We start from the raw sequence: 20,366 nt of genomic DNA, 5'->3' as shown, positions 1-20,366 counted from the left end.
CTGCGGGCCTCAATCTTCAGTGGTGTGAACTTTGCGATGGAGGATCGCCTGGAACTCATCGGCGAAGGTGTAATAGCGGCCGATGAGCATTTCGCCACGCGCCGAGAAGCGGTTGTAGGCAATAACTGCCGGAATCGCTGCAAACAGACCGATGGCAGTGGCAATGAGCGCCTCGGCGATACCTGGCGCCACAGTGGCCAAGGTCGCCTGCTGAACCTGCGCCAAGCCGCGGAAGGAGTTCATGATGCCCCAGACGGTACCGAACAGGCCGATATAGGGGCTTGTGGAACCGACAGTGGCGAGAAATGGCAGACTCTGGTCGAGCTTCTCTTCTTCGCGTGAGATCGCAACGCGCATCGCGCGGTTAACGCCGTCCATCACTGCATCCGGGTCAACGCCCTGCTGCTGACGCAGACGGGAAAATTCCTTGAAGCCGGCACGGAAGATCTGCTCGACACCGGAATCCGGATCCGGGTTGCTGCCCGCCTGGCGGTACAGTTTGGAAAGGTCGATACCTGACCAGAAGCGCTCTTCAAAAGTGTCCAACGAACGCTTGGCAGCACGCAGCATGTTGCCGCGCTGAAATATGATGATCCAAGAGGTCACCGAGGCGCCCACCAGGATCAGCATGACCAACTGAACCACAAAGCTGGCGTTGCTGATCAGGCTCCACATGGACATATGATCGACGTTGGCTTCCACGCTTACTCTCCTGCTGGGGGTAGACCCGACCCGACGAAAGCAGCACGCAGCGCTTCGGGAATAGGGCGGGGTTTCAAACTCTCGGTGCGCACACAGGCCACCACGAACTGCCCTTCGCAGAGCAGCAGATTATCCTTCGCTCGCCGCACCTGCTGCTTGAAGCGCAGGCTTGCACGCTTGGTCTCTACCACGTCAGCGGAAACCAGCAATTCATCGTCCAGCCTCGCCGGCGCGTGGTAACGCGCTTCGCTGGAGTGCACGACGAACAGCAGATCTTCACCCACCAGTTGAGACTGGGCGAAACCCAGGCTGCGCAACCGCTCGGTACGGGCTCGCTCCATGAACTTGAGATAATTGACGTAGTAAACGATGCCGCCCGCATCAGTGTCTTCGTAGTAGACACGACACCGGTGAGAGAACGGTTGAGCATGTGATTCCGCGCGCATACTAGTGCCAGGCCCTACAAATGCCAATCGGGTGAAAGAACAATATTTTTGTCACGCCGTGTCATCGCCAAAGAGGTCGTCTACTGGCGAATCGCCCAGGCGTTTCGGCAGGTTCAAGCCGAAATGCAGATAAGCGTGACGCGTGACCACTCGACCGCGGGGCGTGCGCATGATGTAGCCCTGCTGGATCAGATAGGGCTCAAGGACATCCTCAATGGTGTGACGCTCTTCGCTGATGGCGGCAGCGAGGCTGTCGACGCCTACGGGGCCACCGTCGAACTTCTCGATCAGGGTCAACAGCAGTCGACGGTCCTGGTGGTCCAGGCCACGTTCATCGACATCTAGCATGTTCAACGCGAGATCTGCCGTTCTCCGGGTGATCTCTCCATTGCCGCGAACCTCGGCGAAATCGCGGACCCTTCGCAGAAGACGATTGCCGATACGCGGCGTACCGCGGGCGCGACGGGCAATCTCCAGCGCGCCCTCGGCTTCGATAGGCAGACCGAGAATACCCGCTGACCGCATGACGATTGTCGCCAGATCGGCGGTGGAGTAGAACTCGAGGCGCTGGACGATCCCGAAACGGTCCCGCAGCGGATTGGTGAGCATACCGGCCCGCGTGGTCGCACCAACCAAGGTAAACGGTGGCAGATCCAGCTTGATCGAACGCGCCGCCGGTCCCTCTCCGATCATGATGTCCAGCTGGAAGTCTTCCATCGCTGGATAAAGCACCTCCTCTACGATGGGCGAAAGCCGATGAATCTCGTCTACGAAGAGTACGTCGCCTTCTTCCAGGTTCGTCAACAACGCAGCGAGATCGCCCGGACGCTCGAGAACCGGCCCTGACGTGCTCTTTATCGATACCCCCATTTCCTGCGCGATGATATTGGCCAGCGTGGTCTTGCCGAGCCCTGGCGGACCGAAGATGAGCGTGTGATCAAGGGCTTCCTTGCGCGCCCGAGCGGCGCGAATGAAAAGATCCATTTGTTCGCGCACGACAGGCTGCCCGATGTAATCGGCCAGACTCAGCGGTCGTATGGCGCGGTCGAACTGCTCCTCGCGGTCACGACCCGTCGCAGTAATCAGACGATCAGCTTCGATCACTAGACCATTCCCTTGAGTGCACGGCGGATCAAATCTTCACTGCTCAAATCGTCTTCCTGTACGGCGGATACTGCGCGACTGGCCTCCTGCGGCTTGAAACCCAGGGAAATCAAGGCACTCACGGCGTCATTCTCGGCGCTTGAGACTGCCACAACTCCCCGAGGTTCCACCACCAATGTCGCGATGGACGGCATGGTTTCCCACGCCTTGAAACGGTCCTTGAGCTCGACCAGCAGGCGTTCGGCGGTTTTCTTACCTACGCCGGGAATCTTCACCAGCACGGAGGTATCCTGCGCCTGGACACAGCGCACCAACTCGTCCACCTCAAGCCCCGACATCAGCGCCAACGCCAGCTTGGGGCCCACACCGTTGAGGCGGATCAGTTCGCGAAACAGCTCGCGATCGCGTTTCTCGGCGAAGCCATACAGCAAGTGCGCGTCCTCACGTACCACCAGGTGGATGTGCAGCGTCACCGTCTCGCCTATTGCAGGCAGGCGGTACAGCGTGGTCATTGGCACCTCGACCTCATAGCCGACGCCATTCACGTCCAGTATCAGGTGAGGCGGCTGCTTTTCAGCCAAGGTCCCGCGCAAACGTCCAATCACTGTGATGCATCCTCTTTTGGCCAGCAGTATGCAGGCAGACCGGTCGTTCTTTTTGCCGGCCCCTCAGTTGTCTTCATGAGAATCAGGTATGAGCTCTACAGGCGCAGGCGCCCGCCCCTACGCTTGGCACCGCTTAGGCCATGCGGAATCAGGCTCTGCCGATGATGGGCGTGGCATAAGGCGATCGCCAGCGCATCGGACGCATCGATCTGCGGCTTCTGCACCAGTTTCAGCAAATGCATGACCATCATCTGTACCTGATGTTTATCGGCACCGCCCGTTCCGGCAATGGCCTGCTTGACCTGCGTGGCGGTGTATTCGGCAATTTCCAACCCCTGCTCCGCGGCGGCCACGATGGCGGCACCACGCGCCTGCCCCAGCTTGAGCGCAGAATCCGCGTTGCGTGCCATGAAAACCTGTTCGATCCCCATGGTGACCGGGCCGTGCAGGCGAATCACCTCGCTGACGCCGGTGAATACCGCTTGCAGCCGAGCCGATAACTCACCGCTGCCGGTGCGGATACAGCCGGATGCCACATATTCGCAGTTGCGGCCGGTATCGCGCACGATCCCGTAGCCGGTGATTCGTGAGCCGGGGTCGATCCCCAGGATAAGCGTCATGCCACCGCCATACTGTCTATTTATCCAGCAGCCAGTATAAGGAGCTCCATGCGTGGCGACCAGCGACATAAAGAGACACCATGGCCGAACCGACAAAAAATCCCAATAAAAAGCCGGAAGCACCGAGGTCGCTTCCGGCTGCTGGTATTGCCCAGCGGATCAGTCCAGCTGCTCCATGAGCTCGTCGGGGATTTCGGCGTTGTGATAAACGTTCTGCACATCATCCAGATCTTCCAGCGCATCGATCAGACGCAGCACCTTTTGGGCAGTTTCAAGATCGGCGAGCGGCGCAGCGATCGAAGGAATCATGGCGATATCCGCCTCCTCTCCCTTGAAACCCGCTGTACTCAGGGCTTCGTTGACCGCGTGGAAATCGGCAAAACTAGTCGACACCAGGGCCGAACCATCGTCGCCCATTTCGACATCGTCGGCTCCAGCCTCCAGCGCCGCTTCCATCAGCGCGTCCTCGTCCACGCCCACAGCAAAGCTGATCTGGCCTTTGCGATCGAACATGTAGGCGACCGAGCCGTCGGTACCCAGATTGCCGCCGTGCTTGCTGAAGGCATGACGGACTTCCGCCGCGGTACGGTTACGGTTGTCGGTCATGGCCTCGACGATGATGGCGACGCCGCTGGGCGCGTAACCCTCATAAGTCAGCTCAGCCATATTGTCGGCTTCGTTGGTGCCGGCGCCGCGAGCAATAGCGCGATCGATGGTGTCGCGGGTCATGTTGGCGACCAACGCCTTGTCGACCGCTAGACGCAGGCGTGGATTGTCTGCCGGAATACCGCCGCTCTTCGCCGCAACGGTCAGCTCACGAATGAGCTTGGTGAAAATCTTGCCTCGCTTGGCGTCCTGGCGTCCCTTGCGATGCTTGATGTTGGCCCATTTGGAATGACCAGCCATAACTGCCTCCCCTTCCGATCAACTCTTTTCATCTTGCTGAAACCAAGAGCCCAGGTTTCCCTGGGCTCCGGTGCCGCCATCATTCGGCTTTCGGCTGCTCGCGCAGACGAATATGCAGCTCTCGCAGCGCCTTGGCGTCCACCGCACCCGGCGCCTGGGTCATTACGTCCGCGGCACTTTGGGTTTTCGGGAAGGCGATGACTTCGCGAATCGATTGCGCGCCGGTCATCAGCATCACCAGGCGATCGAGACCGAACGCCAGGCCACCATGCGGTGGCGCACCGAACTTGAGCGCGTCGAGCAGGAAGCCGAACTTTTCGTTCTGCTCCGCCTCGTCGATACCCAGAATGCGGAATACCGTCTGCTGCATCTCCTTGCGGTGGATACGAATCGACCCGCCGCCCAGCTCGGTACCGTTGAGTACCATGTCATAAGCCCGCGACAGCGCGCCCGCGGGATTGGCCTCCAGCTCTTCCGGCGTGCACTTGGGCGCGGTGAACGGATGGTGCAATGCGCTGAGCGAGCCATCATCGTTCTCTTCGAACATCGGGAAGTCGACGACCCACATCGGCGCCCACTCGCAGGTGAGCAGCTTCAGGTCTTGACCGAGCTTGATGCGCAACGCGCCCAGGGCCTCGGAAACGATCTTGGCCTTGTCCGCACCGAAGAAGACGATATCGCCATCGACCGCGCCGACGCGATCGAGGATCACATTCAGCTTGTCTTCCGGAATATTCTTGACGATCGGGGACTGCAATCCCTCCACGCCTTTGGCGCGCTCGTTGACTTTGATATAGGCCAGGCCCTTCGCGCCGTAGATGCCGACGAATTTGGTGTAATCGTCAATCTGCTTGCGCGGCATGCTGGCACCGCCAGGCACGCGTAGCGCGGCGACGCGGCACTTGGGATCGTTGGCCGGGCCGCTGAACACCTTGAACTCGACTTGCTGCAACTGATCGGCCACATCCACCAGTTCCAGCGGTATGCGCAGGTCCGGCTTGTCCGAACCGTAACGGCGCATGGCCTCTTCGAACGGCATGTGCGGGAATTCGCCGAACTCGACGCCCAGCACTTCTTTGAACAGCTTGCGAACCATGCCTTCGGTGATGCCGATGATGTCGGACTCTTCAAGAAAGCTGGTCTCGATATCGATCTGAGTGAACTCCGGCTGGCGGTCGGCACGCAGGTCTTCATCGCGGAAACATTTGGCGATTTGGTAGTAACGATCGAAACCCGCGACCATCAGCAACTGCTTGAACAGCTGCGGCGACTGCGGCAGCGAAAAGAAGGTCCCGGGATGAGTGCGGCTGGGCACAAGGTAGTCGCGCGCACCCTCAGGCGTCGGACGACCCAGGATGGGCGTCTCGACATCGAGGAAGCCATTCTCGTCGAGATAACGACGGATACTGGTGGTGATGCTCGAGCGCAACTTGAGCTTTTCGGCCATTTCCGGGCGACGCAAATCGATGAAGCGATAGCGCAGGCGCGTTTCCTCACCGACGTCGCTGTATTCGTTGAGTGGGAACGGTGGCGTTTCTGCTTCGTTGAGCACCTCCAGTTCATACCCCAACACTTCGATTGCTCCCGAAGCCATGTTCGGATTGACCGCGCCGGCCGGACGTAGACGCACCCTGCCGGTGATCTTGATGACGTATTCGCTGCGCACCTTATCTGCTGCGGCGAAGGTCTCGGCGCGATCAGGATCGAACACCACCTGCGCCAACCCTTCACGATCTCGCACATCGAGGAAGATAACCCCGCCGTGGTCGCGACGGCGGTGAACCCAGCCGCAAAGAGTGATTTCCTGGCCGTCCAGGCTTTCGTTCAACTGGCCGCAATAGTGGCTGCGCATCATGGTGAGGTTCGCTTCTCGTATCTTGGAAATTCGTTGGGGTCGCTCGATTCGCGACTGCGCGGACGGCGCCTTCGTGGCACTCCGTCTGAAATGATTACTCATCAACCGTGGAAGGGTGAGCAACCGGCTCGAGCGCAGATCTACCCGTACGGCAACCAAGCCGCCCGGCACAAGCGCGAGATTATATCTACATAATTGCTTCGACGCAGCCGGCACCGATAGTCTTGCGCAATGGAAGCGATCATCGACTGAAGTGAAACCAACCACGCCCGGTGGCTTCAAAACAACAGACTGCAACTGGCGACATAGCGCCACTCACTGTAGGCATCCATTTTCTGGCATAACTATCAACACGCTCATCAAACAGGAGAAAACCATGGAAATCGATATTGGTATTGCCGAGCAAGACCGCGCCGCTATCGCGGACGGTTTGTCCCGCCTGCTGGCCGATACCTACACGCTGTATCTGAAGACGCACAACTTCCACTGGAATGTGACGGGGCCGATGTTCAACACCCTCCATACCATGTTCGAGACCCAATACACGGAACTGGCCACCGCTGTCGATGACATTGCCGAGCGCATCCGCGCGCTGGGTTTCCCAGCCCCAGGTACCTATGCGGCCTATGCAAAGCTGTCATCAATCAAAGAGCAGGAGGGCATTCCAGCGGCAGATGAGATGATTAAGTTACTGGTTGAAGGGCAGGAGGCGGTTGTCCGTACGGCGCGCGGCATTTTTCCGCTACTGGAAAAAGTCAGCGATGAACCCACCGCCGACCTTCTGACTCAACGCATGCAGATCCATGAGAAAACCGCTTGGATGCTGCGCAGCTTGCTGGCGGCCTGATACGAGACAGCGAATAGCCTTTACGGATAGTCGCGAACGCGGCTATCCGGGGCGACACTACCCGAACGATCCCATCACCAGCAGCTCAGCACGTTCAACTTCTCATATCTCTCTCTTCTGCAAGCCATTTGAGCCGCGCCCTCCTTTACTGTTAAATACGCGCGCCGCAGATTGGGCACCATCAAATACGAGCATCGCTACCCACGCTCAGTTTCTATTTGCCCAACGCCTGCTGCTTTCTGTCGTGCTATTTAACTGTGAGTTATTCGAATGCTTAAAATCATCCATGTGTTAGTGGGCGTTGCAGCTCTGGCGCTGTCATTCATACCCAGCCTCACCGGCGCAATCCCACTCCTGTTACAGCCCGATGCATTGTGTCTGCTGCTCCTAGGCTTGCTGAACGTGCAGTTTGCCTCATCGGCGCAGCTGAATAACGGCGGGCGTAGCCGCCCCGTTCTACTGGCTGCAGCGGTACTGCTGATTGCCGCGGCGGCAATCCAGGCTGCAATACTGCTGTTCCCAATCGCCGCCATTGCAGGCCAGCCGGCGACCCTCGCCAGCCTCACGCTGACCTTTATCGCCGTACTGCTACAGCTGGCAACCACCCAATCTACAGACATGCGCACAACCGGCCACAAACCTGCCTCGAATGCCCTTAAAAACCAGCATAAGCGTGCCACAGCACCCGCCGCCGGCCGCGAAGCAGGTACGGTCAAATGGTTTAACACATCGAAAGGATTTGGCTTTATTTCCCGAGACAGTGGTGACGATGTTTTCGTCCACTTCAGGGCGATTCGGGGCGAAGGTCATCGGGTGCTGGTTGAAGGTCAACGTGTCGAATTCAGCATCATGATGCGCGACAAAGGCCTCCAGGCCGAAGACGTGGTCCCGACCCAGTCAGGCGAATGACCCGCAGCGCCAGGCTGCATCAGCCCTGGCGTTTCCGCATCCGCCGCACCTTCAATAGTGCGGCGGAGGCGCCTCATCTTCCTCGCCACCCATCCTGCTCTGTATCTCTTCTTGCCGCCTGGCGAGCATCCCCAACTGCGCTTGCAGCCGCTCGACAGTACGCTGCTGCGCAACCAGCACATCGTTCAAGGTCTGAATCGTATCGTCCTGAAATGCCAGGCGTGCCTCGAGATCAGTGATGCGTTGTTCCAGCTCCATCAAGTCACTCCGCAAAACAAAAATTATCGGTAAGTACCAGTTTCAGCTTCTGCCTGATCGCGTCTACCTGCGCGTCACGGTAAGGGCTCGCCGGATGACGTCCCCAGACGGGTGCCGGCCAGGCAGCATCTCCCCGGCGCCGGGCGATCACATGCATATGCAGCTGACTCACCATATTACCCAGCGTCGCGACATTCATCTTGTCCGCGCCAAAGGTGTCTTTCAACGTTTCGGCCAACGCCGTTGCCTCTCGCCACAACGCTTGCTGATCCGCCGGGTCCAGCTGAAACAGCTCACTGACCTCTTCGCGACGGGGTACGAGAATGAACCAGGGGTAATTGGCATCATTCATCAAAAGCAACTGACATAACGGAAAATCGCCTAGCTTTAGCGTGTCGTGCTCCAGCCGTGAATCAAGAACGAACATAACCGCACTCCTGTTCTATTCGAAAATCAGCGCAGCGGCAAAGCTGCTGCCTAATCGTTCCGAAGAATACTCCAAACAACTTGCAACCAAACGCAAAGCCATGGCGCACCAAGCTGGAGCACAGGCAGTACACCGAAGCCCAGCTTTAGGGCGAGTCAGGCTCTACAGAAGTCAAAATCGCAGAGAAAATCAGCTTTGAAATTTTGTGCACGGTTATTGCTTTGAAGTAAAAAAGCACCAAATGAGGGGGGAGAAAAACGCAAATAGCTGAGTTAAGCTTGCTGGCGCTAGTTTCCCCAGCTACACAGTAATTCTCGGAACAAAAATTCCAGGGCTTGCTGCAGGTTTCGACCAGCTAGGAAAACAAGGACTGAAATTGAGCTTGTATACCGAAAATAAAGATGCCTCTTTCCGGCGCACGCAGGAAAGCAAGCACCAATTTGAAACCAAAGGAGCAATCACAATGTACGTGATGAAGTGGAGCGTAATCGCAATGGCCGTTGCGGCCGGCACGTCGCAAATGGCATTGGCGTCCAGCCAGTCCGAGTCGGAAGGCTTTGTAGAAGGCAGCAGCCTGACCATCCTCAACCGTAACCTGTATATGAACCGTGACTTCCGTGATGACGGAAGTTCCCGTGACGCTCCGTACAATGATAACCAGAGCTACCGTGAAGCATGGGGCCATGGTTTCATAGGCACCTTCGAGTCCGGCTTCACTCAAGGCACTATCGGCGTGGGCGTGGATGCAATCGGACTGCTGGGCGTCAAGCTCGACAGCGGTTCGGACCGCGCCTGGCCTGACATCTTCCCAACGGACAGCGAGGGCAGGCCGCAAGACGATTATTCCCATGCCGGCGCAGCTATCAAGTTCCGCGTGTCAAACACGGTGGTCAAGTACGGCACGCAATTCGTTGCGCTTCCTGTTTTCTCGACTGATGATGCTCGTCTCCTGCCAGAAACCGCGCGTGGCGCCCTCATCACCAGCGGCGAAATCAACGGGCTAGAATTGAATGCTGGCCGCTTCACTGCGTTGAGCGGCAAATCTGAATCAGATCACGACTCGGTAGGCCTTGAAGAGCTAAATCTTGTTGGTGGCACGTACGCCTTTGGTGAGAACCTCAGCACGTCACTCTACTATTCAGACGTGAAAGACAACTTCGAGAAATATTACGGCAATGTTAACTACAACATGGCCCTCGGAGCTGTTCAATCGCTTGCTTTTGACTTCAATGTTTATCAGACCGAGTACGAATCAGAGCGGACTGGTACCGGTAGCGACGAAGACAACACCATCTGGAGTCTTGCGGCCACCTACGGTGTGGGCGCGCACAAGTTCACAGCTGCCTACCAAAAATCTCATGGTGGCTACTTCAGCGCAGGTGGCACTCCTGTCGGGTACGACTATGGTATTGATGGCGGCGGCACCGTCTGGCTGGGCAACTCCATTCAGTACTCCGACTTCTATTACAAGGACGAACAATCTTGGCAGGTTCGTTACGACCTCGACATGGCTGCATATGGCGTCTCAGGTCTAAGCTTCATGACTCGATACGTCAACGGTAGCAACATCGATATGCAGGTAGGTCCAGACGCCGAAGAATCCGAATGGGATATTGAAGCCAAGTATGTATTCCAGGAAGGCCCTGCCAAGGACCTGTCCCTGCGCGTACGTCAAGCGTTCTATCAGGCCACTAACGGTCTCGATAACGACCTGAGCGACACCCGCCTGATCGTCGAGTACCCGCTGAGCATCCTGTAATACAGGTCTGTCAGTTGTAACTCGAGCTAGACAAGAGGCCCGGCAATCGCCGGGCTTCTTCGTTCTGGGCGTGCAGCAAATCGATCGATTCTGTACGCCATCGTGGCGCCGCCGTACAATGCCGGGCCATATTCACCGCTCTGCAAGGACACAACGGCCCACATGCGCACCAGTCAGTTCCTGCTCTCGACCCTCAAAGAAACCCCTTCCGACGCGGTGGTTATCAGCCACCAGCTGATGCTGCGTGCCGGAATGATTCGCAAGCTGGCTTCCGGTCTCTATACCTGGATGCCAATGGGGCTGCGTGCACTGCGCAAGGCCGAGGCCATTGTCCGGGACGAAATGAACAAAGCCGGTGCACTGGAAGTGCTGATGCCCGCGATCCAACCTGCCGAGCTCTGGCAGGAATCGGGGCGCTGGGTACAGTACGGTCCTGAACTGCTGCGTGTGAAGGATCGTCATGATCGTGAGTTCTGCGTCGGCCCAACGCATGAGGAAGTGATCACCGATCTGGCACGTAATGAGCTGAACAGCTACAAACAGCTGCCAATGAATTTCTACCAGATTCAGACCAAATTCCGCGACGAGATTCGCCCGCGCTTCGGCCTGATGCGCGGGCGCGAATTCATCATGAAGGACGCTTACTCCTTTCATGCGGATCAGCAGTCGCTGCAGGAAACCTATGACTGCATGCACGAGGCGTACTGCAACATCTTCACCCGCCTGGGACTGAACTTCCGCCCCGTGCAGGCCGATACCGGCTCGATCGGCGGCACCGGCTCGCATGAATTCCATGTGCTGGCCGAGTCTGGAGAAGACGACATCGCCTTCAGCGACAGCTCCGACTACGCCGCCAATATCGAAAAAGCCGAGGCCATCCCTCGCGAAACCGAGCGTGGCGCCGCCACCGAAGCGCTGCGTCTGGTGGACACGCCGAACTGCAAGACGATTGCCGCGCTGGTCGAGCAATTTCAGTTGCCCATCGAAAAGACCATCAAGACGCTGCTCGTGCGAGGTACGGAGAAAGGCCAACTGGTAGCGCTGATCGTTCGTGGCGACCATGAGCTGAACGAGATCAAGGCAGCGAACCTGGCTCAGGTCGAAAGCCCCTTGGTATTCGCGTCGGAAGCGGAGATTCGTGCCGCCATGGGCGCAGGCCCTGGCTCACTGGGCCCGCTGAACCTGCAGATTCCCTGCGTCATCGATCGCTCGGTCGCGCTGATGAGCGACTTCGCAGCTGGCGCAAACCAGGAAGACAAGCACTATTTCGGCGTTAACTGGGAGCGCGATCTGCCGCTGCCGACAGTCGCAGATCTGCGCAATGTAATCGCGGGCGACCCGAGCCCTGATGGCACTGGCACGCTGGTTATTAAGCGAGGCATTGAAGTCGGCCATATATTCCAACTCGGCACCAAGTACAGCGAGGCCATGAACTGCAACGTCATGGGTGAGAATGGCAAGCCTGTCGTACTGACCATGGGCTGTTATGGCATAGGTGTTTCTCGTGTCGTTGCCGCCGCAATCGAGCAGAACTACGACGACCGCGGCATTCTCTGGCCGGATGCGCTGGCACCTTTCCAGATCGCGCTGGTCCCGATGAAGTACGAAAACCAGGCCGTTCGCGAAGCAACCGACAAGCTCTACGCGGAGCTCACCGCTGCAGGCTACGACGTGCTGCTCGATGACCGTGACAAAAAGACCAGCCCGGGCGTCAAATTCGCTGATATGGAACTGGTGGGCATCCCGCATCGCATCGTCGTGGGCGACCGCGGACTTGCCGACGGTACGCTGGAATACAAGCATCGTCGTGATGCCGAAAGCCAAGCCGTGCCGGCCGCTGACATCCTCGAGTTCATCAATTCGCGCGCCAGTCGCTGACGGAAATCATGCTCAACCGAAGTGCTTCATCCTGCGCCACGCTTTGCGTGGCGCTTTTTGTGAGTGGCTGCGCCAACCATCTGCCCCAACGCAGCGAACACGAAGCCCGAACTGAACGCAAACTGCTTGACCACAGCCTGCGCATCGAAGTCGGAGCCCCGCTACTGGAGTTGCCGCAGCGGCGTATTCGCGTGCTCGACCAGAAGACCTTCGAAGTCACCGATTTCGAGGTGACCCGCCGCTATGATCGATATACGCCGTACCAGGCATGGCGCGAGCTGTACGAAATCCCACTGGGAGGCGTTGCGGTGGTCGCCGGAATAGGGGCCAATGTGCTCAACGTGGTCATGCTCGGTAACTTGCCGGAAAGTGCTACTCGTGACTGGATCAGCTACGGCTTTGCCGGCCTGAACCCGTTCATCAACGTGGAATCCAATGGTCGCTCGCAGCAGAACCTTGCCAGCCTCGACGAGCAACGCGGCGATGCTCGACTCGAATATTCCAGCCTGCCTTGGGCCGAGCGCCCAGTGCATGTCGTTGCAGACACTCAGACCCATGAATTGAGTACCGACCGCAACGGCATACTGCGGTTGAATTTGCTGGATGGCCCTTTCACCGATCAGGACATTAGCCGGGTCGGTAAACTGCAATTGCAGGTCGAAGATCCAGAGGACGCGACCCGCGCCGACGCGATGCTGCTGGTCAGCCGTAGCCTACGCGGCAAGCTGCTTGAGGCCCACGACCTCATTTTCGACGATCTCGAAGGCGACGACGTCAACCAGTGGGTCCATCGCGTCAAGCGACTGTCGGAGCTGGGGCTCGAGGAAGAAGCCGGCGAGCTCGAGCAGAGCCTGATCGAGCTGACCCACAACGATCCCGATTTGCAACAAGAGCTCCTCCGCAGCCTGATGCAAGACGCCGGTCGGCAGGCCAGCGATTCGGGCGAAGACGACTGAGACTGCTCTCGATGAAGGCCCTTCCCTGTCTATGGTTGCTGGCGCTGATCATCGCCTGGCCGATTTCTGCGGCTGTTCGCCAGGCACCCGAGCCCGAGCTGCGAGAGCTGATGCAGCGCACCGTATTGGAGGCGGAGAGCTTTGAGGATCGATTTGATGCAGAAGTTTGGCTGCTGGACGTGTCGACTCGGCTCAGGCGCTACGTCCCCGATCCGCAAGAACGGCTGACGCTATTGCGGCTTGTGCATCAGGAAGCCAGCAAGGCGGGGCTGAGACCCGACATGGTGCTGGCGCTGATCCATGCCGAAAGTCGTTTCGACCGGTTCGCCATTTCCAGCGTCGGCGCGCAAGGGATGATGCAGGTAATGCCATTCTGGAAAGCCGAACTGGGGCGCCCACAGGACAACCTCACCGACAACGCCACCAATCTGCGCTACGGCTGCACGATTCTCAGCTATTACCTGAAAAAGGAAAACGGCGACATCAGTCGCGCTCTGGCTCGCTACAACGGCAGCCTCGGCAAACAGCGCTACCCGGCGAAGGTCATCGGCTTCTGGCAAGACTTCTGGTACGTAAAGCCTTGATAACCGCGCCGCAGCAAGAAATAGCGCGCTTGCCTGGCTGGAAGCTTGCGACCTATCGCCCCAACCGCTTCAGGTGAGCCTGGAGCCCTTCGGCAGTCTGATCGCCAACCAAGCTCTCGCGGACCTCGCCTGCGCCATCGACGATATACGTCACGGGAAGCACTGTGCTGCGCGGTAAGTCCAGTCGCTCGGCAGGGTCCACGCTGAGCACTCTGAAGCCAATGCCCAGCGCGTCAGCCGCAGCGATCAATTCGTCGCCCTGAAGCCCGTCGAAATTAACCCCAAGTACGGTGACGTCGTCTCTCGATTGGTCCAGCGCGTTCAGCTCGGGAATCTCGGTACGGCACGGCCCGCACCATTCCGCCCAATAATTGATCAAGAGCCACTGGCCTTCGAGCTGCTGCGACGAGACAGCCGCACCGTGCTGGTCGGGACCCCAGTCTTCTGAGCAGCCAGCCAGCATCAGGCTGATGAGCACACTGACTAGCCCAATGGATCGCTTGATCATCTTCGCTCCTTTGCAAAGCCGAGCATTGGCTCGTTCATATCCGTCGCGCCTGCAGCCAGTCCGCGACACTACCACCGAACAGGCTGGCCTGTTCTTTCTCCAGCAGCTCCAGCGATTGCCGCAGCGTCGGATACCAGGGCTCGTCCAGATGCTCCGGCAATGACTGCCTGCCCGAGAGCGGCCAGGGGTTGCAGCGCAACAGCTGATCGAAGCTGTAATGGTTGAGATCGCGACACAGCACCCAACCGGACGATCCGGTCCGGCAGACGAGTTGCTCGCGCTCGAAGAACTCAAGAATTTCGTCCCACTCGTCCTCGGGCAATCGCCAGCCACTTCGATGGGCATCGCGCAGACGCACCTCACGCCCAGCCAGTTGGCTTTCGTAAAGCACCCGTAGCAACCCGAGCATGACCAACAGACGCGGGACCGAGCGACGCCGCCATTGCTGCGACGAAGACATCCCGCATACCAGCTCCGCACCGAACAGCACGATCATCCAGGAAAGATAAACCCACAGCAGGAACAGCGGCACCGCGGCGAAAGCTCCATAGATCAGCTGATAGCTAGGGAAATAGCTCACATACAAACCGAACAGCTGCTTGGCCGCCTCGAATAGAACTGCGGTGAAGCTACCGCCGACAACCGCGTGCCGTAGCGGAACCCGGGTATTCGGCACGGCGGCATAGATCAATGTAAATGCGGCGACGCTGAGCACCAATGGCATCGCTTTGAGCACGGTGCGTGCGCCAATCACGGCGTGCGGTCCGGAAATCAACGACAGGGAGGTGATGTAGGTGCTCATGGCGAACCCCGCTCCCAGCAACAGCGGGCCGAGGCTCAGGATCGCCCAGTACAGGAGAAAGCTCGAGATTCCACGGCGCGGCTGGCGCACCCGCCAAATCACGTTGAACGCTTTTTCGATGGTCAGGAGCATCATCAACGCCGTCGCCATCAGAAACCCCACGCCGAACCAGGTGAGCTGCCTTGCCTGATTCGTGAAGGCAACCAGGTATTCCTGGATGGTCGCGCCCGTGGAGGGAATGAAGTTGCTGAAAATGTACATCTGGATCTGCTCTCCAACGCCCTGAAACGCTGGAATGGCAGAGAGCATGGCGAACGTCACCGTCATCATCGGCACCACCGCGAATAACGTGGTGTAGGTCAAGGCGGCGGCACTGTGTGGGCCGCGATCCGCCAAGAAGCGCTGCACCAGGAAACGGCCGAATTCTACGAAATCCTTGATTCGTTGCTGCATTCCATCCCCTTGGTGCCAGTCGCGATCATCAAACCTCGCTTGTCTGCAGGCTTGTGACAACCGAAAGCCTACCTTGGCAGACAGCTGCCTGCGACTGGCGTTTCAGGCCTCGCCGTATTGAAGGTTACAATGGCCGCCTACACTGGCGCGAAGCAATTACAAATGACCGAACTGACCCTTTATCACAATCCACGCTGCTCGAAATCACGCGGCGCGCTGGAACTACTCGAACAGCGCGGCCTGAACCCTACCGTCATCCGCTATCTGGAAACACCTCCTTCCGCCACAGAACTCAAGCAGATTCTTGCTCGTCTGGGCATCGGTCCTCGGCAGCTGCTACGCAGTGGTGAAGAGGAATACCAATCCCTCAACCTGGCCGACCCGACCCTCACCGACAGCCAGATCATCGAGGCGATGGTCGCTCATCCAAAACTGATCGAGCGTCCTATCCTGGTTGCCGGCGATGTCGCCGTAGTTGGCCGTCCGCCCGAGAAAGTGCTGGAGATCCTGCCATGAGCGCGCCGTACATTCTGGTGTTGTACTACAGCCGCCACGGCGCCACCGCCGAGATGGCGCGGCAGATTGCCCGCGGCATCGAGCAGACCGGCCTCGAGGCGCGGCTGCGCACCGTGCCGGCAGTGTCCACCGAATGCGAGGCGGTAGCGCCTACGATTCCGGAGCAAGGCGCGATCTACGCGACACTGGACGACCTGAAACACTGTTCCGGATTGGCGCTTGGCAGCCCGACCCGCTTCGGCAACATGGCCGCCCCGCTGAAGTACTTTATCGACGGTACCAGCGGGCTCTGGCTGACCGGCGAATTGGTCGGCAAACCCGCCGGCGTCTTCACCTCGACCTCCAGCCTTCACGGTGGCCAGGAAACGACCTTGCTATCCATGCTGCTGCCCCTGTTGCATCACGGCATGCTGCTACTCGGCCTGCCCTACAGCGAAAACGCGCTGCTTGAGACCCGAGGCGGCGGCACGCCCTACGGTCCCAGCCACCATGCTGGCGCAGACGGAAAACGCCTACTGGATGAGCATGAAATCAACCTCTGCCGCGCCCTGGGCCAGCGCCTCGCGCAAACCGCCAAGCGTCTGGAGAATGACCGTGGCTAGAACGCCCAAACCGCTCCCCTCCCTGGAATGGCTGACGCCTCGGGTAAAATTCAGCCGAGCAATCAGCTTGGCCAGCTTCATCGGCCTCGCTGTCCTGCTGATCATCTGGAATCTGGTTTTCGCCGACCTGCATGGTGCGCGCATCTGGGTCGTAATCGGTATTCAGCTGATTCCGCTGCTTCTGGTCGCCCCAGGCATGATCTCCGGCAGTCCGCGCGCTCATGCCTGGACCTGCTTTATCGTCAACCTCTACTTCATCCAGGGTGTGCTCGCCGCGATCAACCCGACGCGGATGGTGTATGGCTGGCTGGAAGCGATCATCAGCCTGACGCTATTCGTCAGTGCATTGCTTTATACCCGCTGGGCTTATCAGTACGAGCGCAAAGCAGCGGGCGAAAGCTGAGACAGGCCTTGAACTCAGCAAGGCGCAATGGTGAATTGATGGTGCGGGCGTCGCGCGAAAAGGCGTCGCCAGTTCTGCGATTCGGTGAGCCAAAGCCCACCCTGCCCAAATCTTCGCACTGCCTGGAAAGGGCTTGAGCTTCGGCCCACCGGCTCTGCGTTCGACTGCGCTAGAGCGAGCGAAGCAGTGCGGCCGGCCTGTTACCAGCCGAGCGTTTCCTTGAGAAACGGAATGGTCAGCTTGCGCTGCGCCTGCAGCGAGGCCTGGTCCAGCCGATCGAGCAATTCGAACAATGCGCTCATGCTGCGCGCGCCGCGGGTGAGGATGAAGCGACCGACGTCGTCAGGCAGATTCAGACCACGGCGCGAGGCGCGTAGCTGCAGCGCACGCAGTTTGTCCTCATCGGAAAGTTCGTGCAGTTGAAATACCAGTGAAAGGCTCAGGCGAGACTTGAGATCCGCCAGCTGCACGGCAATTTCTCGCGGCGAGGCATCAGCGGCGAGCAGCAAACGCCGGCCACTGTCACGCAGCCGATTGAACAGGTGAAACAGCGCTTCCTCCCAAACCGGATCGCCGGCGACGGCATCCAGATCGTCCAGGCAAACCAACTCGCTCTGCTCCAAATTATCCAGCAGCGCCGGCCCATATTCGGCCACATCGGCGAGCGGCAGATAAACCGCCAGCTCGCCTCGCTGCTCTACACGCAGGCAAGCGGCCTGCAGCAGATGACTGCGACCGACGCCAGTGTTGCCCCACAGATAGATCAGCTCGTCGGACCAGCCGGCTTCGGGCGAACAGACACGCTCGACGTAGCCCAGCGCGGCGGCATTGGCGCCCGGATAGAAGTTGGCGAAAGTGGCATCGTCGCGAAGGCGAATGCCCAGAGGCAGCTGAATGGGTTTCATGGTTGGCGGGGCGGATCGACCGGCGGCTCTGCATAAAGGTCCGAGAGTTTATAGAGATCATGCACATGACGCAGCAGAACCATGATCACCGCCGCCACCGGCAAGGCCAACAAGACGCCAGTGAACCCGAACAATTGCCCGCCGGCCAGCACTGCGAAGATCACCGCTACAGGATGTAAGCCGATCCGATCCCCCACCAGTAGAGGTGTCAGCAGCATGCCTTCGAGCATCTGCCCGGCCGTGAACACCGCAGCGACTCCCAGCAATGGATAAGGCTCCAGACCGAACTGGAACAGCACGGCGACAAAGGCTGCACCGATACCGACCACGAACCCCATGTAAGGGACGATGCTGGCGAGACCGGCCAGCACGCCGATCAACAATCCCAGCTCGACGCCGACCAGCATGAGCCCGGCGGAATAAACCACCGCCAGCGCCAGCATCACCAGCAACTGCCCCCGCAGAAACGCACCGATGACCTCATGGCACTCGCGCATTAGCGCCATCACGGTCTCCTCGCGCCGCCGCGGCAACAAGGCCCGCAGCTTGGCCATGATCAGGTCCCAGTCCCGCAGCAGGTAGAAGCACACTACCGGCACCAGCAACAGATTCGCCAGCCACGCCAGCAGCGCGATACTCGAGGCCGTCGCCTGACTGAGAATGACCGCTACCATGTCCTTGGTGCTGCCGAGATTGGCGGAAAATGCACTCTTGATCTGATCGAAACGCCAGAAGTCCTCATCGAGGCCAAACTGCATTTGCATCCAGGGCAGCGCAGTCATCTGCAACCAGTCGAGCCCCAGAGGCGCCAGCTGATACAGATGCATCAGCTGCTTGCCCAGCATCGGCACCAGCACCAGCAGTAACAACAGGCACAGCAGGATAAACAGCGCGAACACCAGAATCACACCCCATGTACGGGACAGCTTCCAGCGTTCCAGACGATCAACCAACGGGTCGCCCAGGTAGGCCAGCAGAATGCCGACCAGAAACGGCGAGAGAATCGGTGAGAGCTGGTAGATCAGCCAGCCAAGCAGTAATAGCGCCACCAGCCATAGCCAGCGGTTGGTATGAGTGATCGTCATGGTCAAGACGCCTTGCTCCAGTTGATTCGAGGCCGCACGGCCACTGCAGGCGAAAGAGGAAGTTCGTAACCGGCGGACGCCGTCAAATGCAGCGCCCGCTCCGTTTTGAATCGGGCATAGCGGCCCAACATACCGCTACCAGCGGTAGCGCAGCACCTCGCCCTGCTCTGCCGGTGGGGTTTGCTCGACAGCAGGCTGACCCGGCTCTTCAAGCGGTGCTTCGGCGTTGATCGGCTGTGCGCCAACCTCGCCAGCCGGCACGCCATCACCGAGCGGCGGCGCAGCGGCTTCATCGGCAGGCACCTCATGCAGGCGCGCCAACGCCAACTGCGCCCGTAGTTGCTCCGGACTGACATTGAGGCGATACACCAACCGGTCGCTTTCGACCCGCTGCAAACGCGCACCGAAAGGTTCGAGCAATCGATCCAGCTCGGCAAACCGGTCGACATCGGCGCCCAGCACTTCGAGAGTGATTTCCGACGTCTCACCCGGCGCCACGCGGTATTGCGGCGCTAGGAATGTGCTGACGGCCAGCATCACCTCGTCGGCCACCGCAGCCCGGCTGTCACCGTTCACCTTGCCCTGCGTCTGTTGATCACCGAGCCAGAGGCGCCAGTTGGCCTCCCAGGTTTCATCGGACTGCTTCGCCACCACCGCCAGCAGCCCATCGGCGTCGTAACGTTCCGACGCTTCGCGCAGCGCCTGCGGCTCTTTCGCCGAGACGGTCTCGGTGGTGGCCGCCAACTGCTCACTCAGATCAGCCAGGGGAAGGCGCAACGGTAAGCCGCGATGCTGGGCAGCCGCGCGCAGCTCGGACGAACCTTCCTGCGCATCACCGACAAGCTGCGAGCCTTCAGGCGACGTGCCAAGCCACCAGGTGAGAATGCTAGGACGGTCAGCCCCCCACAGCGACAACCCGGCGGACCGCAGCGCACGTTCGGTGGTGGTCGGGTCGAAGCTCACCACCACCGCGTTGTCCTCATAGGCGTACCGGCTGACAAGCTGCTGCGGATCCTTGCGCAATTGCGCAACGGCCGCCTGATCGGTCTCGGCCACACCCGTGAGGCGCAGAACCAGGGTGTCGAATGCCGTGCGCAGTGCCTCTTCACGCTCCGCCGGCTGCTGGCTGGCAACCGGTTCACGCACCTTGTATAGATCGCTAAGGGGTGCCGCTATGGCGTGGGCGGATGCAACTACACCGCAGAGGGCAAAAAAACGGGGAATGAGATGCATGGA

The 20,366-nt window shown here is 59.3% G+C and carries 23 protein-coding genes; 9 read left to right on the top strand and 14 right to left on the bottom strand.

The genetic code is table 11. The features are described 5' to 3' along the window. Positions 1-9: 9 nt before the first annotated feature. The 7 genes from tolQ to aspS all read right to left on the bottom strand — a co-directional run bounded on the left by tolQ (position 10) and on the right by aspS (position 6,238). The gene (gene tolQ, locus CH92_RS07005) at positions 10-702 is read right to left on the bottom strand and encodes a protein TolQ (RefSeq protein WP_025241068.1); all 693 of its coding nucleotides are present in this window, start codon (positions 700-702) and stop codon (positions 10-12) included. Between the two features lie 2 nt (positions 703-704). After that, positions 705-1,148, bottom strand: coding sequence for a tol-pal system-associated acyl-CoA thioesterase (gene ybgC / locus CH92_RS07000; protein ID WP_025241067.1), 444 nt, complete (start codon positions 1,146-1,148; stop codon positions 705-707). A gap of 51 nt (positions 1,149-1,199) precedes the next feature. Then, positions 1,200-2,252, bottom strand: coding sequence for a Holliday junction branch migration DNA helicase RuvB (gene ruvB / locus CH92_RS06995; protein WP_025241066.1), 1,053 nt, complete (start codon positions 2,250-2,252; stop codon positions 1,200-1,202). Then, complete coding sequence (gene ruvA, locus CH92_RS06990; RefSeq protein ID WP_025241065.1) at positions 2,252-2,857, bottom strand: Holliday junction branch migration protein RuvA; 606 nt, start codon at positions 2,855-2,857, stop codon at positions 2,252-2,254. Before ruvA ends, ruvB begins: the two co-directional genes overlap by 1 nt. A gap of 95 nt (positions 2,858-2,952) precedes the next feature. Further along, positions 2,953-3,477, bottom strand: coding sequence for a crossover junction endodeoxyribonuclease RuvC (gene ruvC / locus CH92_RS06985; RefSeq protein ID WP_025241064.1), 525 nt, complete (start codon positions 3,475-3,477; stop codon positions 2,953-2,955). Positions 3,478-3,636: 159 nt separating this feature from the next. Then, positions 3,637-4,383, bottom strand: coding sequence for a YebC/PmpR family DNA-binding transcriptional regulator (locus CH92_RS06980; RefSeq protein WP_025241063.1), 747 nt, complete (start codon positions 4,381-4,383; stop codon positions 3,637-3,639). Between the two features lie 79 nt (positions 4,384-4,462). Beyond that, positions 4,463-6,238 (bottom strand): aspartate--tRNA ligase, encoded by a 1,776-nt coding sequence (aspS, locus tag CH92_RS06975; protein WP_025241062.1) that lies wholly within the window; start codon positions 6,236-6,238, stop codon positions 4,463-4,465. A gap of 376 nt (positions 6,239-6,614) precedes the next feature. On the opposite strand from aspS, the gene CH92_RS06970 reads away from it, so the two are divergent. Together CH92_RS06970 and CH92_RS22425 are read left to right on the top strand one after the other, a co-directional pair. Then, positions 6,615-7,085: a Dps family protein gene (locus tag CH92_RS06970; protein ID WP_025241061.1), complete on the top strand. Its 471-nt coding sequence runs from the start codon at positions 6,615-6,617 to the stop codon at positions 7,083-7,085. Positions 7,086-7,355: 270 nt separating this feature from the next. Beyond that, positions 7,356-7,994 carry a cold-shock protein gene (locus CH92_RS22425; RefSeq protein WP_025241060.1) on the top strand — a complete coding sequence of 213 codons (639 nt, stop codon included), beginning with the start codon at positions 7,356-7,358 and terminating at the stop codon, positions 7,992-7,994. 51 nt (positions 7,995-8,045) lie between these two features. Here CH92_RS22425 and CH92_RS06960 read toward each other — a convergent pair whose 3' ends face one another. Then, a complete protein-coding gene (locus CH92_RS06960; protein ID WP_025241059.1) occupies positions 8,046-8,252 on the bottom strand; it encodes a SlyX family protein in 207 nt (68 codons plus the stop codon). Positions 8,253-8,256: 4 nt separating this feature from the next. Next, the gene (locus CH92_RS06955) at positions 8,257-8,679 is read right to left on the bottom strand and encodes an HIT family protein (RefSeq protein ID WP_025241058.1); all 423 of its coding nucleotides are present in this window, start codon (positions 8,677-8,679) and stop codon (positions 8,257-8,259) included. Positions 8,680-9,142: 463 nt separating this feature from the next. Between CH92_RS06955 and CH92_RS06950 the strand changes: the two genes are divergently transcribed. The 4 genes from CH92_RS06950 (at position 9,143) to CH92_RS06935 (ending at position 13,856) form a co-directional block, all read left to right on the top strand. Then, positions 9,143-10,438 (top strand): OprD family porin, encoded by a 1,296-nt coding sequence (locus CH92_RS06950; RefSeq protein WP_025241057.1) that lies wholly within the window; start codon positions 9,143-9,145, stop codon positions 10,436-10,438. Positions 10,439-10,600: 162 nt separating this feature from the next. Beyond that, on the top strand, positions 10,601-12,316 hold the full coding sequence (locus CH92_RS06945; protein ID WP_025241056.1) for a proline--tRNA ligase: 1,716 nt from the start codon (positions 10,601-10,603) through the stop codon (positions 12,314-12,316). 8 nt (positions 12,317-12,324) lie between these two features. Continuing rightward, positions 12,325-13,272 carry a hypothetical protein gene (locus CH92_RS06940; protein WP_025241055.1) on the top strand — a complete coding sequence of 316 codons (948 nt, stop codon included), beginning with the start codon at positions 12,325-12,327 and terminating at the stop codon, positions 13,270-13,272. An 11-nt stretch (positions 13,273-13,283) separates the two neighbouring features. After that, positions 13,284-13,856 carry a lytic transglycosylase domain-containing protein gene (locus tag CH92_RS06935; RefSeq protein ID WP_025241054.1) on the top strand — a complete coding sequence of 191 codons (573 nt, stop codon included), beginning with the start codon at positions 13,284-13,286 and terminating at the stop codon, positions 13,854-13,856. Between the two features lie 52 nt (positions 13,857-13,908). Here CH92_RS06935 and CH92_RS06930 read toward each other — a convergent pair whose 3' ends face one another. Both CH92_RS06930 and CH92_RS06925 read right to left on the bottom strand, forming a co-directional pair. Continuing rightward, a complete protein-coding gene (locus CH92_RS06930) occupies positions 13,909-14,364 on the bottom strand; it encodes a TlpA family protein disulfide reductase (RefSeq protein WP_025241053.1) in 456 nt (151 codons plus the stop codon). Positions 14,365-14,398: 34 nt separating this feature from the next. After that, positions 14,399-15,619, bottom strand: coding sequence for a virulence factor BrkB family protein (locus CH92_RS06925; RefSeq protein WP_025241052.1), 1,221 nt, complete (start codon positions 15,617-15,619; stop codon positions 14,399-14,401). 162 nt (positions 15,620-15,781) lie between these two features. Here CH92_RS06925 and arsC point away from each other — a divergent pair, with 162 nt between their 5' ends. The 3 genes from arsC to CH92_RS06910 are packed head-to-tail and all read left to right on the top strand — an operon-like array spanning position 15,782 to position 17,140. Further along, the gene (gene arsC, locus CH92_RS06920) at positions 15,782-16,135 is read left to right on the top strand and encodes an arsenate reductase (glutaredoxin) (protein ID WP_025241051.1); all 354 of its coding nucleotides are present in this window, start codon (positions 15,782-15,784) and stop codon (positions 16,133-16,135) included. Next, a complete protein-coding gene (gene wrbA, locus CH92_RS06915) occupies positions 16,132-16,737 on the top strand; it encodes an NAD(P)H:quinone oxidoreductase (RefSeq protein WP_025241050.1) in 606 nt (201 codons plus the stop codon). The genes arsC and wrbA overlap by 4 nt, the downstream gene beginning before the upstream one ends. Then, entirely contained in the window at positions 16,730-17,140 is a 411-nt protein-coding gene (locus CH92_RS06910; RefSeq protein ID WP_025241049.1) for a DUF2069 domain-containing protein, read from the top strand. Before wrbA ends, CH92_RS06910 begins: the two co-directional genes overlap by 8 nt. A gap of 200 nt (positions 17,141-17,340) precedes the next feature. Here CH92_RS06910 and hda read toward each other — a convergent pair whose 3' ends face one another. The 3 genes from hda to CH92_RS06895 all read right to left on the bottom strand — a co-directional run bounded on the left by hda (position 17,341) and on the right by CH92_RS06895 (position 20,363). Then, positions 17,341-18,045, bottom strand: a complete 705-nt coding sequence (gene hda / locus CH92_RS06905) for a DnaA regulatory inactivator Hda (protein ID WP_025241048.1) — start codon at positions 18,043-18,045, stop codon at positions 17,341-17,343. Continuing rightward, the gene (locus tag CH92_RS06900) at positions 18,042-19,130 is read right to left on the bottom strand and encodes an AI-2E family transporter (protein WP_025241047.1); all 1,089 of its coding nucleotides are present in this window, start codon (positions 19,128-19,130) and stop codon (positions 18,042-18,044) included. Before CH92_RS06900 ends, hda begins: the two co-directional genes overlap by 4 nt. 135 nt (positions 19,131-19,265) lie before the next feature. Next, positions 19,266-20,363, bottom strand: coding sequence for a DUF2066 domain-containing protein (locus CH92_RS06895; protein WP_025241046.1), 1,098 nt, complete (start codon positions 20,361-20,363; stop codon positions 19,266-19,268). Between the last annotated feature and the right edge of the window lie 3 nt (positions 20,364-20,366).

It is taken from the genome of Stutzerimonas stutzeri (assembly GCF_000590475.1).
Lineage (GTDB): Bacteria > Pseudomonadota > Gammaproteobacteria > Pseudomonadales > Pseudomonadaceae > Stutzerimonas > Stutzerimonas stutzeri_D.
The sequence above is the reverse complement of the archived record's forward strand: the minus strand, read 5'-3'. Positions and strand labels throughout refer to the sequence as shown.

What these genes read in the sequence shown, in the direction of transcription:
- CH92_RS06895 (WP_025241046.1), bottom strand. Translation starts at nt 20,363, where the DNA reads ATGCATCTCATTCCCCGTTTTTTTGCCCTCTGCGGTGTAGTTGCATCC.
- CH92_RS06955 (WP_025241058.1), bottom strand. Translation starts at nt 8,679, where the DNA reads ATGTTCGTTCTTGATTCACGGCTGGAGCACGACACGCTAAAGCTAGGC.
- CH92_RS22425 (WP_025241060.1), top strand. Translation starts at nt 7,356, where the DNA reads ATGCTTAAAATCATCCATGTGTTAGTGGGCGTTGCAGCTCTGGCGCTG.
- CH92_RS06930 (WP_025241053.1), bottom strand. Translation starts at nt 14,364, where the DNA reads ATGATCAAGCGATCCATTGGGCTAGTCAGTGTGCTCATCAGCCTGATG.
- arsC (WP_025241051.1), top strand. Translation starts at nt 15,782, where the DNA reads ATGACCGAACTGACCCTTTATCACAATCCACGCTGCTCGAAATCACGC.
- CH92_RS06960 (WP_025241059.1), bottom strand. Translation starts at nt 8,252, where the DNA reads ATGGAGCTGGAACAACGCATCACTGATCTCGAGGCACGCCTGGCATTT.
- CH92_RS06900 (WP_025241047.1), bottom strand. Translation starts at nt 19,130, where the DNA reads ATGACGATCACTCATACCAACCGCTGGCTATGGCTGGTGGCGCTATTA.
- CH92_RS06935 (WP_025241054.1), top strand. Translation starts at nt 13,284, where the DNA reads ATGAAGGCCCTTCCCTGTCTATGGTTGCTGGCGCTGATCATCGCCTGG.
- wrbA (WP_025241050.1), top strand. Translation starts at nt 16,132, where the DNA reads ATGAGCGCGCCGTACATTCTGGTGTTGTACTACAGCCGCCACGGCGCC.
- CH92_RS06925 (WP_025241052.1), bottom strand. Translation starts at nt 15,619, where the DNA reads ATGCAGCAACGAATCAAGGATTTCGTAGAATTCGGCCGTTTCCTGGTG.
- CH92_RS06940 (WP_025241055.1), top strand. Translation starts at nt 12,325, where the DNA reads ATGCTCAACCGAAGTGCTTCATCCTGCGCCACGCTTTGCGTGGCGCTT.
- hda (WP_025241048.1), bottom strand. Translation starts at nt 18,045, where the DNA reads ATGAAACCCATTCAGCTGCCTCTGGGCATTCGCCTTCGCGACGATGCC.
- aspS (WP_025241062.1), bottom strand. Translation starts at nt 6,238, where the DNA reads ATGATGCGCAGCCACTATTGCGGCCAGTTGAACGAAAGCCTGGACGGC.
- CH92_RS06945 (WP_025241056.1), top strand. Translation starts at nt 10,601, where the DNA reads ATGCGCACCAGTCAGTTCCTGCTCTCGACCCTCAAAGAAACCCCTTCC.
- ybgC (WP_025241067.1), bottom strand. Translation starts at nt 1,148, where the DNA reads ATGCGCGCGGAATCACATGCTCAACCGTTCTCTCACCGGTGTCGTGTC.
- CH92_RS06950 (WP_025241057.1), top strand. Translation starts at nt 9,143, where the DNA reads ATGTACGTGATGAAGTGGAGCGTAATCGCAATGGCCGTTGCGGCCGGC.
- ruvC (WP_025241064.1), bottom strand. Translation starts at nt 3,477, where the DNA reads ATGACGCTTATCCTGGGGATCGACCCCGGCTCACGAATCACCGGCTAC.
- CH92_RS06980 (WP_025241063.1), bottom strand. Translation starts at nt 4,383, where the DNA reads ATGGCTGGTCATTCCAAATGGGCCAACATCAAGCATCGCAAGGGACGC.
- CH92_RS06970 (WP_025241061.1), top strand. Translation starts at nt 6,615, where the DNA reads ATGGAAATCGATATTGGTATTGCCGAGCAAGACCGCGCCGCTATCGCG.